The organism is Nocardia sp. NBC_01499 (assembly GCF_045040275.1).
Taxonomy (GTDB): Bacteria; Actinomycetota; Actinomycetes; order Mycobacteriales; family Mycobacteriaceae; genus Nocardia.
The window spans coordinates 6,152,130-6,164,190 of sequence record NZ_CP109426.1 but is presented as its reverse complement, the minus strand read 5'-3'; the positions used below and the strand labels follow the sequence as shown (position 1 = coordinate 6,164,190).

5 protein-coding genes are annotated in these 12,061 nt (G+C 68.0%); 3 read left to right on the top strand and 2 right to left on the bottom strand.

Annotation, left to right across the window (positions count from 1 at the left end; genetic code table 11):
• The first annotated feature begins 34 nt into the window (after positions 1–34).
• The 3 genes from OG203_RS28175 to OG203_RS28165 are packed head-to-tail and all read left to right on the top strand — an operon-like array spanning position 35 to position 10,363.
• On the top strand, positions 35–1,330 hold the full coding sequence (locus OG203_RS28175; RefSeq protein ID WP_405160278.1) for an NAD(P)/FAD-dependent oxidoreductase: 1,296 nt from the start codon (positions 35–37) through the stop codon (positions 1,328–1,330).
• 38 nt (positions 1,331–1,368) lie between these two features.
• Positions 1,369–7,068 carry a type I polyketide synthase gene (locus tag OG203_RS28170; protein WP_405160277.1) on the top strand — a complete coding sequence of 1,900 codons (5,700 nt, stop codon included), beginning with the start codon at positions 1,369–1,371 and terminating at the stop codon, positions 7,066–7,068.
• A 19-nt stretch (positions 7,069–7,087) separates the two neighbouring features.
• A complete protein-coding gene (locus tag OG203_RS28165; RefSeq protein WP_405160276.1) occupies positions 7,088–10,363 on the top strand; it encodes a type I polyketide synthase in 3,276 nt (1,091 codons plus the stop codon).
• Here OG203_RS28165 and OG203_RS28160 read toward each other — a convergent pair.
• Both OG203_RS28160 and OG203_RS28155 read right to left on the bottom strand, forming a co-directional pair.
• Positions 10,352–11,242 carry a CDP-alcohol phosphatidyltransferase family protein gene (locus OG203_RS28160; RefSeq protein WP_405168029.1) on the bottom strand — a complete coding sequence of 297 codons (891 nt, stop codon included), beginning with the start codon at positions 11,240–11,242 and terminating at the stop codon, positions 10,352–10,354. The two genes, OG203_RS28165 and OG203_RS28160, sit on opposite strands and share 12 nt — an antisense overlap.
• The gene (locus OG203_RS28155; RefSeq protein ID WP_405160275.1) at positions 11,242–11,976 is read right to left on the bottom strand and encodes a phosphatidylserine decarboxylase; all 735 of its coding nucleotides are present in this window, start codon (positions 11,974–11,976) and stop codon (positions 11,242–11,244) included. The genes OG203_RS28160 and OG203_RS28155 overlap by 1 nt, the downstream gene beginning before the upstream one ends.
• Positions 11,977–12,061 lie beyond the last annotated feature (85 nt).

The window sequence follows — 12,061 nt, the reverse complement described above, 5'->3', positions numbered from 1 at the left end:
GCACGAAATATACTGGCGTGAAACAGAATCCGTTGTGCCAGGGCCGCCGCTGCGCGAGGACATCACCTGCGATGTCTGCATCATCGGTGGCGGTTACACCGCCCTGTGGACCGCGAATTTCCTCAAAGCGGCCGACCGGGGACTGAACATCCACATCCTGGAGGCCGACTACGCGGGAGCGGGCGCGTCCGGCCATAACGACGGCTTCGTCACGCCGACGATCGGGCACAGCCTCGGCGCGCTCGTCACCAGATTCGGCGTCGACCGTGCGAAGCTCGGCTACGCGGCGGTCGGCAAGTCGATGCTCGAACTGGCCCGCTTCTGCACCAAGAACGGCATCGACGCGGAGCTGGAACCCGCCGGCTACTACCAGGTTGCCGCGGACACCGATCAGATCCGGCTACTGGAACGCGACCTCGAGATAGCGGCGCGGCTCGGCGCGCAGTCCGGGCTCGACCTGCTCGACAGCAGGGCGGCCCGCGACAAGATCGACTCACCAGGCATCAAGGCGGCCGTCAAAGTGGGTGGGGCGCTGATCAATCCGCATCGTCTCGCGCGCGGTCTGTTCCGCACCGTCACGGCGGCTGGCGTGCATGTGCACGAGCAGACCCGCGCGACCAACGTCGAAGCCGTGCCGGGCGGGCACCGGGTCACCACCCCGCACGGACGGGTCACGGCGACCAAGGTGCTTTATGCGACCAACGCCTATCAGCACCAATTCTCGGAGTTCCGCCGGAAGGTGGTTCCGGTATGGAGCTATGCGGCGGTGACGCAGCCGTTGACGGATGAGCAACTGAGGCAGGTGCACTGGCCGGATCGGGAAGGGTTTGTCGAGGCGGGAAACTTCATCGTCTTCGGCCGCCTCACGGCGCAGAACCGCTTGCTGTTCGGTGGCGGCCGGGCGAATTACCACTTCCGGCGCGATATGGACGAGGGCCGCCACATCGATAACCAGCAGGCGACGGCCGCCCTGCGCGGCGTGCTCGCCCGTTACTTCCCGGCGTGGCGGGACGTGCCGTTCAGTCACACCTACGGCGGTTGTGTGGCGATCACCCGCGAGGTGGTTCCGCACGTCGGTTCGCTCGGCGACGGACGGTTCTATGCCCATGGCTACTGCGGCAACGGCATCGCCCTCACGCACACCGCAGGCAAGTCGCTGCGCGATCTGATCCTCGAACGCGACACCTCCTACAGCAATCTGCTTTTCGTGAAGGGCAAGGAGAAGCAGTTCCCGCCGGAGCCGCTGTCCTTCCTCGGTGCGAAGGCGGTGACGTCGGTGCTTGCCGCGCAGGACCGGCATCCGCGGTTGATCAAGCGACAGCTGATCTGATCCGCAACCCCGAGTTCGACCGAGAGGAAGACATCACAATGACTGGTTCGGCCACCGCACCGGGATCGGAGTTCCCGGGGCGGGTCGCAGCGGCGGCTCCGGCGGATCGGTACGCGATCTGTTTGGATCTCGTGCTCGCCGAGACGGCCGCTCTGCTCGGCTGCGCGCCCAATGAGGTGGTACCGGATCGGGCATATCGTGATTACGGGTACAACTCGTTGGCGGGTCTCGCGCTGACCGAACAGCTTTCCAGGGCCTCCGGTATCGAGCTCCCGCTCACGATGCTCTTCGACCAGCCGAGCCCGGCGGCCGTCGCCGAATATCTGCTCAGCCTGGCCCAACCCGAGTCGGCGGCGACCGAACCCGCCCCGGTCTCGGCGCGCACCCAGGAGTTGGACCCTGCCGACGCCATCGCGGTGGTCGGCATGGCGTGCCGTTTCCCGGGTGGGGTTTCCTCGCCGGAACAGTTGTGGCAGTTGGTCGCCGAGGGTCGCGATGCCATCGGCGAGTTCCCCGACGACCGCGGCTGGGATCTGGAGAACCTCTATCATCCTGACCCGGCGCATCTCGGGACCAGTTACTCGCGGGCCGGTGGATTCCTGCCTGAGGTAACACAATTCGACCCGCAGTTCTTCGGCATCAGCCCGCACGACGCGGTGGCGATGGATCCGCAGCAGCGGCTGTTGCTCGAAGGGTCGTGGGAGCTGTTCGAACACGCGGGGATCGACCCGGCTACGTTGCGCGGCAGTGCGACCGGAGTGTTCCTCGGGGTCTGCGGCAGCGACTACAGCTATCTCACCCGGCCACCGGCCGCCGGGCTCGAGGGGCGCTGGGGTCTCGGCATGATGGGCAGTGTCGCCTCGGGCCGGGTGGCGTACACATTCGGATTCGTCGGTCCCGCACTGACTTTGGATACGGCCTGCTCTTCCTCGCTTGTCTCGATCCACCTCGCCATGCAATCACTGCGGCGCGGCGAGACCACCCTCGCGATAGCGGGCGGCGCGCAGGTGCTCGCGACACCGAGTCTGTTCATCGAGTTCAGCAGGCAACGGGGGCTCGCGCCGGACGGACGCTGCAAATCGTTCGCGGAAGGGGCCGATGGCACTGGCTTCTCGGAGGGTATGGGTTTGGTGCTGCTGGAACGACTCTCCGACGCCCAACACAACAACCACCACATCCACGCCATCCTCCCCGGCTCCGCCATCAACTCCGACGGCGCAAGCAACGGACTCACCGCACCCAACGGACCCTCCCAAGAACGCGTCATCCACGCCGCACTCACCAACGCCAACCTCACCACCACCGACATCGACGCCATCGAAGCCCACGGCACCGGAACCACCCTCGGCGACCCCATCGAAGCCAACGCCCTACACAACACCTACGGCACAAACCGCCCCACCCACCAACCACTCTGGCTCGGCTCCATCAAATCCAACATCGGCCACACCCAAGCCGCCGCCGGCGCCAGCGGCCTCATCAAAACCATCATGGCCCTCCACCACAACACCCTCCCCCAAACCCTCCACATCGACACCCCCACCACCAAAATCAACTGGACCACCAGCCCCCTCCAACTCCTCACCCAACCCCAACCCTGGCCACCCCACCCCAACGGCACCCCACGCCGCGCCGCCATCTCCGCCTTCGGCGTCAGCGGCACCAACGCCCACCTCATCATCCAAGAACCACCACCCACCCAAAACACCCCCACCACACCACCCGACAACACCCCCACCACCTGGACCCTCTCCGCACGCACCCCCCACGCACTCACCACCAAAGCCCACCAACTCCACACCTGGCTCACCAACAACCCCCACCACCACCCCACCCACCTCGCCCACACCCTCGCCACCACCCGCACACACCACGAACACCGCGCCGCCATCACCGCAACCACCACCACCCAACTCCACACCGCACTCACCACACTCGCGCAGGGCGAGACCAGTGGCTCGGTGGTCACCGGCCGCATCCGACTCGACGGCCGCACCTCGCTCGCGGTGATGTTCCCAGGCCAGGGCAGCCAATACGCTGGAATGGGAACCGAATTGGCGCGCCAGTACCCGGTTTTCGCCGCGGCCTGGCAGGAGGTCTGTGCCGAACTGGACCGGCACCTCGACCGGCCGCTCGACGAAATCATCGCGGGTTCAGCCGATTCGGCGGACGCGCAGGGACTGCTCGACCAGACCGGGTATACGCAGGCGGCGCTGTTCGCCATTGAGGTCGCGCTGTACCGGCTGCTCGAATCGTTCGGGGTGCGACCGGCCTATCTCATCGGCCACTCGGTCGGGGAACTGACCGCCGCGCACGTGTCCGGGGCACTCGACCTGCCCGACGCGTGTCTGCTCGTGGCCTCGCGCGCCCGGTTGATGCAGGCGCTGCCCCCGGGCGGGGCGATGGTCGCGGTGCAGGCCACCGAGGACGAGCTCGCCGCGGATCTGGCTGGTGTCGAGGAACGAGTGTCGATCGCGGCCGTGAACGGGCCTTCGTCGGTGGTGATTTCGGGTGTGCAGGACGAGGTTGTTGCCATCGCCGAGCGGTGGTCAGCGCGCGGCAGGCGCACCAAACGACTGACCGTCAGCCACGCGTTCCACTCACCGTTGATGGAGCCGATGCTCGCCGACTTCGCCGATCTCGCCGCGAAGATCACCCTGGGCACACCGCGCATTCCGATCGTGTCGAACGCCACCGGTCGGCCCGTCGAGGACTTCGGCACGCCGGAGTACTGGGTCCGCCACGCGCGCGGCGCCGTTCGGTTCGGCGCTGGCATCGGCTGGCTTGCCGACGCCGGGGTCGACACGTTCCTCGAGGTCGGACCAGGTGGCGCGCTGTCGGTGCTTGCTCGTGAAAGCCTTTCCGACTCCGGGCAATCCGCCGTCATCGCGCCGACCATGCGGCCGCGCAGGTCGGAAGGTCTCGTGCTGCAGACCGCGTTGGCGCGCGCGTACGTCAGCGGGCTGTTCGTCGACTGGGGCGCGGTGTCCGGCGACAGCGCGCCGGAGCGCATCGACCTGCCGACCTATCCGTTCGAACGCCAAAGGTATTGGGTCGACACCGAATCCAGTGCCGCGGCCTCGGTGAGCGGTGGCATCACCACCGTCCGGCATCCCCTGTTCGACGGATCGATAGAGCTGGCGGGCGGCGGCGGGCGGCTGTACCTCGGCAACTGGTCGGCGGCGACGCGGCCGTGGTTGACCGACCACACGGTGTTCGGTACGACCGTGGTCGCCGGCGCGGCGATCGTCGAGTTCGCGGCCGATCTCGGCGGGCAATCGGGCCTGCCGGTCGTCGCCGAGCTGACCCTGGAGGCGCCGCTGCTGGTGCCGAGCGATCGGGCCGTCGCGGTTCAGGTGCACATCGATGCGCCCGATGCCAGTCGGCGATCGACGTTTACCGTGCACTCGAGCGTCGGTGACGAATGGATCCGCAATGCTTCGGGCACGCTGGCCGCGGCGGCCGCACCCGAGGGGCAGCGGCCCGCCACATCGAAAGCACAATCGCCCGCCGCACCGAAGACGCAGTGGCCGCCCGACGACGCGGTTGCCGTCGACATCGCAGATCTTTATCCGCGATTGGCCGAGCAAGGCCTCGGCTACGGACCGCAATTCCAGCGTTTGCAGGCGGTCTGGCGGCACAACGACGACATCTACGCCACGATCGAACGCGATACCGATGCCGACGACTTCGCTCTTCATCCCGGCATGCTCGACGCGGCCTTCCACGCCGCGTTCCTCGAACAACCGGAGGCCGAGCCCGGCACGGTGTGGTTACCGTTCGCCTGGTCCGGAGTTCGCGTCCAGCCCGCGGCGCGAGCCGCGAAGACGCTGCGGATCCGGTTGACAACGGCCGGCGCGAATTCGGTGCGGATGACCGCGATCGATGAGGCGGGCGAGCTCGCCGTTTCGGTCGATTCGGTGGTCGCGCGGCCGGTATCGCTGACTCAGCTGAGCGCGGCGCGCAGCCGGATGTCGGACTCGCTGTTCCGATGGAACTGGACCGGCATCGATGTGCCATCGGATGCCGCCGAGCGGCCCGCGATCACGATGCTCGGCGACGCCGAGGCTGGCCACCGGTACGCCGACCTCGCGGTCCTGCTCGCGGATATCGATGCGGGCGCGCCGACACCGACCGTGGTTGTCGTCGATCCGGCCACCGACATCGGGACGACGGTCGATATCGATACCGCCGAGGATGTACCGGCCGAGACCGCGAATATCACCAACCATGTTCGCCAGCTGATCCAGAAGTGGCTGTCCGACACCAGGTTCGGGACGGCGCGCTTGGCGATCACCACTCGCAACGCGGTAGCCGTTCGAGACGGCGAGATACCCGATCCACGACTCGCCGCGGTGTGGGGGCTGGTCCGCAGCGCCCAGACCGAGCATCCGGATCGGTTCGCCCTGTTCGACTTCGACGCGGAGGTCACCGTGGACGCGGTCGCGCGCGCCGCGAGCACGGGAGCGCCGCAGCTCGCCGTCCGCGGTGACGAGCTGCTCGTGCCGCGACTGCAACCGATGCGGGTGCCGAGCGGGCCCTCGCTGTGGCGTGAATTGGCTGGTTCGGTGTTGATCACCGGCGGAACGAGCGGACTCGGCGCGCTGGTCGCCAGGCATCTCGTCGCCGAGCACGGGGTCCGCCGACTGATCCTGGTCAGCCGGCGCGGTAGCACCACCGAAGGGGCGAGCGAACTGCTCGCCGAACTCACCGAGCAGGGGGCGGACGTCGAGATCGCGGCCTGCGACGTGGCCGATCGCGACCAAGTGGCCGGGCTGCTCGCCAAGGTCCGCGCGGACCATCGCCTGCGCGCGGTGGTGCACGCGGCGGGCGTCACCGCCGACGGTGTCATCGATGCGCTCACCGCTGGCCAGCTCCATCGCGTGCTGCGTCCGAAGGTCGACGCGGCGTGGCATCTGCACGAGTTGACGGCGGATCTCGAACTGGCGGCCTTCGTCCTGTTCTCGTCGGCGGCGGGTGCCATCGGCGCACCGGGACAGGCGAACTACGCCGCCGCGAATACGTTCTTGGACGCACTCGCGACCTGGCGGCGCGCTCGCGGCCTCGCCGCGGTGTCGATGGCGTGGGGTCTGTGGGAGCAACCGAGCGCGATGACCGAGGCGCTGACCGATCTCGACAAGGCGCGGCTCGGCGGCGGCGGTGTGCTCGAATTGACCGAACACGACGGGCTCCGGCTCTTCGACGCGGCGACGAATTCGGTTGACCCGGTGGTGTTTCCGGTACGGCTCGATCCGGCCGCGCTGCGGACCGCGGCAACGGCTGGCCTGTTACCCGCGGTGCTGTCGGACCTGGCGCCCGCGCCGCAGGCCGCCACCGCGGCGACCGGAGTCTCCCTCGCCGATCGGCTGGCCGGGCTGCCGGAGCCGGAACGGGAACAGGAAGTGCTGCAGCTGGTATGCGTCGAAGTGGCCAACGTGCTGCACTATCCCTCCCCCGACGCGGTCGACCCGGAACGCGCCTTCACCGATATAGGCTTCGACTCGCTCGGCGCCCTTGAACTGCGCAACCGGCTGAGTTTCGAGTCGGGCCTGACCATCCCGATCACCGTCGTATTCGACCATCCCAATGCCGAGGCGATCGCGCGGTACGTGAACGAGCAACTGTTCGGGTCTGCCGCGCCGACGCAGGACCCGGCATCCAGCGAGGCAGCCCCCACCGATGCGCTCGACACCATGGACGCCGAGTCGCTGATTCGCCTTGCGCTGTCCGAGGATTGACCGATAGGGGCTTTGCACCATGGCTGTCGACAATGACGAGCTGGTCCGCGCGCTGCGGATGAAGATGAAGGAGAACGCGAGCCTGCGCGAGTATCACGATCGCGGGCACGAGCCGATCGCGGTGGTCGGCATGGCATGTCGTTATCCGGGTGGGGTTTCCTCGCCGGAACAGTTGTGGCAGTTGGTCGCCGAGGGCCGCGACGCCATCGGCGACTTCCCCGACGACCGCGGCTGGGACCTGGAGAACCTTTACAACCCCGACCCCACCCACAAGGGCACCTCGTATACCCGATCCGGTGGATTCGTCTCGGGTGTCACCGATTTCGACCCGCAGTTCTTCGGCATCAGCCCACGCGAGGCACCCGCCATGGACCCGCAGCAACGGCTACTACTGGAGGGCACCTGGGAGGTGCTCGAACACGCGGGTATCGACCCGGCTACGTTGCGCGGCAGCACAACCGGAGTGTTCGCCGGTGTCATGTACCAGGACTACACCTGGTTGACCCACCGGCACGCGGACAAGCTCGGTGGTCGCTGGGGCATGGGAATGATGGGCAGTGTCGCCTCAGGACGGGTGGCCTACACATTCGGATTCGTCGGTCCCGCAATAACTCTGGACACAGCCTGCTCCTCCTCGCTTGTCTCGATCCACCTCGCCATGCAATCACTACGCCGCGGCGAAACCACCCTCGCCGTCGCGGGCGGGGTCACCGTGATGTCGACCCCGACCGTGTATGTGGAGTTCAGCAGGCAGCGTGGACTCGCCGCCGATGGGCGCTGTAAGTCCTTCGCCGAGAACGCGGACGGCACCGGATGGTCGGAGGGTATGGGTTTGGTGTTACTGGAGCGACTCTCCGACGCCCAACACAACAACCACCACATCCACGCCATCCTCCCCGGCTCCGCCATCAACTCCGACGGCGCAAGCAACGGACTCACCGCACCCAACGGACCCTCCCAAGAACGCGTCATCCACGCCGCACTCACCAACGCCAACCTCACCACCACCGACATCGACGCCATCGAAGCCCACGGCACCGGAACCACCCTCGGCGACCCCATCGAAGCCAACGCCCTACACAACACCTACGGCACAAACCGCCCCACCCACCAACCACTCTGGCTCGGCTCCATCAAATCCAACATCGGCCACACCCAAGCCGCCGCCGGCGCCAGCGGCCTCATCAAAACCATCATGGCCCTCCACCACAACACCCTCCCCCAAACCCTCCACATCGACACCCCCACCACCAAAATCAACTGGACCACCAGCCCCCTCCAACTCCTCACCCAACCCCAACCCTGGCCACCCCACCCCAACGGCACCCCACGCCGCGCCGCCATCTCCGCCTTCGGCGTCAGCGGCACCAACGCCCACCTCATCATCCAAGAACCACCACCCACCCAAAACACCCCCACCACACCACCCGACAACACCCCCACCACCTGGACCCTCTCCGCACGCACCCCCCACGCACTCACCACCAAAGCCCACCAACTCCACACCTGGCTCACCAACAACCCCCACCACCACCCCACCCACCTCGCCCACACCCTCGCCACCACCCGCACACACCACGAACACCGCGCCGCCATCACCGCAACCACCACCACCCAACTCCACACCGCACTCACCACACTCGCCGCGCAGCCGGCACCGTCCCGGATGGAGTACCGCGACGGCATCGCCCGCGGCGCCGGGACCAGGGGCGGTCACAAGGTGGCCTTCGTCCTCGGGGACGATCCCGCCGGTTGGCAGCGCGCAGCGGCCGATCTGCTCAGTGCCGCACCGCTATTCGCGCAACGGTTCCGCGAATGCGCCGCGGCGATCACCGCGCAGGGTGGTGCCGATCTGCTCGGCGTTGTCGCCGGTACGCCGGGCGCTCAGGCACCCGATCATGCGGACGTCGCCAGGCAGGGACTGTTCGCCGTCGCTGTCGCGACGGCGGCGGTATGGCGCGCGTATCTGCCAGGAGCACACCCGATCGTCGGTGCCGGGCCCGCCGCGCGGCTGATCAGTGGGACTTCGACATTGGCGCAGGCCGCACGCGAGATCGTCGCCGAGGGCACGGCTGATACGCCGGACGCAATCGCCGAACGCATTGCCGCACTGTTGACTTCGGGATATCGCACGTTCATAGACATCGGCCCGCGCTCGGCCAGGCCCACCGCGATAACCAGCGCCGTAGCCACGGCGGACACCGCGGAAACGGCGACCGTGCTCGACGGCCTCGCCCCGTTCGACACCGATGGTCGGCAAGAACTCATGGCGGCGGTCGGCAAGGCCTACGCGTGCGGCGCACGGGTGGATTGGCAGCAGATATTCCCTGGCGAACCACCGGATCGCTATATCGGCCTGCCGACCTATCCCTTCCAGCGCCGCCGGTTCTGGATGGGCGACGGCGAATCCACCACGCGGGCAAAAGAATCCGCACCGCAGGCACCGCCGGAGCGAACGGCCGAACCCGCAGGCCGAGCGGGCACCATGACCGCGCTGATCCGGCAAGCCGATGCCGCAGACGATCTGGTCGCGGCCGCGACCATGCTTGCCGCGGCGGCGCGCTACCGCCCGTCGTTCGACTCGGTCAGCGATGCCGGGGATACCTCGACCGCCATGCTCGTCTGCGACGGAACGACGCCGGTCATGGTGTGCCTTCCCTCGTTCCTCGCCGGTTCGGGCCCGCACCAGTTCATCCGGCTGGCGACGGAATTCGAGGAACGAGCCAAGACCGTCACACTGACCCTGCCCGGCTTCGGCCGCGCGACGGCACTACCCGCTTCTTGGGAGGTGGCGCTCGAGGCACTCGGCAAAACCGTCGTCACCGCCTGTGGCAGTACGCCTTTCGTCTTGGTCGGGCATTCGATCGGCGGCGTGCTCGCGCACTCGCTCACCGAACACCTCGAGCGCATCGGTGCCGCCCCCGCCGGGCTGGTCCTGATCGACACCTTCGATCCGGAATCCGGCCAGAACCACGAAGCCTTCGCCTGGGCGATGCATCAGATATTGCGACGCGACGCCGAGGACGCCTTCGTCACCGACGCCAATCTGCTGGCCATGGGCTGTTATCTGCGCCTGTTCGAGGCGTGGAAGCCGAGTTCGATCACGACGCCAGTACTCGCGGTGCGGGCGACCAGGCTCACCGGTCCGGGTCGATCACACTGGCAGCCCGCAGGCATCGAGACGACGGTCGAGGTCGACGCCGACCACTTCTCGATTCTCGAGGATGACGCGGGCAAGGCCGCCCGCGTCATCGAGCCGTGGCTGCGAAAACACCGGGCCGGCTCAGCGCCGTAGGTCGTCGCGCTTACCGCCCGGCCTGCGCAAACGCAGGCGGGCGGTGGAGCCGCGGATCGCCGGACGACGAATCACCGGACGACGCTGGGCCCGGCGTTGCGCGCGGCGCTCGGCGGGCTTGTGCGTCCAGGTTTCCGGGCGCGCGGCGACCCAGCGCTGCGAGTGCCAGGCGAACGGGATGTGGCCGAGGTACAGCGCGACCAGGATCAGCAGCAGCACCGTCGGATACGTGACGAGCAGCGCCGCGGCCAGCGCGACGAGCACGAGCAGTCCGGCGGCGGCCTGCGGTGCCACCGACACCGATTTCATGGCAAGCGTCGGCACGGTACTGACGGCCAATGCCGCAGCCAGCACGGTCCACGCGGCGACCGCGTAGAAGCCGACCCACCAGCCGTCGCCGAACAGCACGGACAACGCGACGGGCACCATCGCGATGAGCGCCGCCGCCGGAGCCGGCACCCCGACGAAGTATTCGCGCGACCATTCCGGCCTGGTGTCGTCGTCGAGCAGGGTGTTGAACCTGGCCAGCCGCAGCACGATGCTCACCGCGAACAGCAGGGCGATGATCCAGCCCGCGGTCTCGGTGTGCAGCAACGTCACGTAGAGCACGAGCGCGGGCGCGACGCCGAAGGAGATGGCATCGGAGAGCGAATCGAGCTCCGCGCCGATCTTGGTGGTGGCGTCGAGCATTCGGGCAAGCCGACCGTCGAGGGTGTCGAACACGGCCGCCGCGCCGATCATCGCGAGCGCGATGTCGAGCCGGTTGTCCAAGCCGAACTTCACCGCGGACAATCCGGAGCACAGCGCGAGAATGGTCACCACGCTCGGCAGCAGCCGGATCGTGCGGCGCCGCTGTTTGGCCGGAACTGCCGCCTCCATCATGAAGCGGCGATTGATGCCGACCCGAGCACCGCCAGGACGGTCTCGCCGCCGATGGTGCGCTGCCCCGGCTCGACAAGTAGCTCGGTGCCCGCCGGGAAGTAGGTGTCCACCCTGGAGCCGAAGCGGATCAGCCCGTAGGTGTCACCGATCGTCAGCACGTCGCCGACCTTGGCATCGCAGACGATGCGGCGGGCGAGCAGGCCGGCGATCTGCACAACGATCACCTGATGCCCGGCCGGGGTGTCGAGCACCATGGTGTTGCGCTCGTTCACCGAGCTGGCCTCTGGCAGATCCGCCGAGCGGAACTGGCCGGGCTGATGCAGCACGGTGCGCACGATGCCGGACACCGGCGTGCGCTGGACATGCACGTCGAGCACCGAAAGGAAGATGCTCACCCGTGGCACTGGCTGGTCGCCGAGGCCCAATTCCGCGGGCGGGGCAGCGGTGTCGACGAGGGCGATCTCGCCGTCGGCCGGTGCGACAACGGCACCGGGCCGGTTCGGCGGCACCCGGTTCGGGTGGCGGAAAAAGGTCGCGCACGCGGCGGCGGCCAGCAGGCCCGTCCGGCGCACCCACTTGCGCTTGCCGCCGAGCACGGCGACCGCGAGGGGCGCGGCGACGAACGGCAGCCCGGCGGGATGCAGCGGGGGGATCGCATTGCGAACCAGATCGGCGACGTGGCCGACTCCGGTGCGGTCAGGCGTGCCGGGCGGCGTGGGACGGCGGGCCACAGGCTCCTCTTTCGTGCTAGATGCAGTCGGATCGCGCCGTCAACGAGAGGACAGGCGCAAGCGTTCACACCTTACGGGAAAGGAG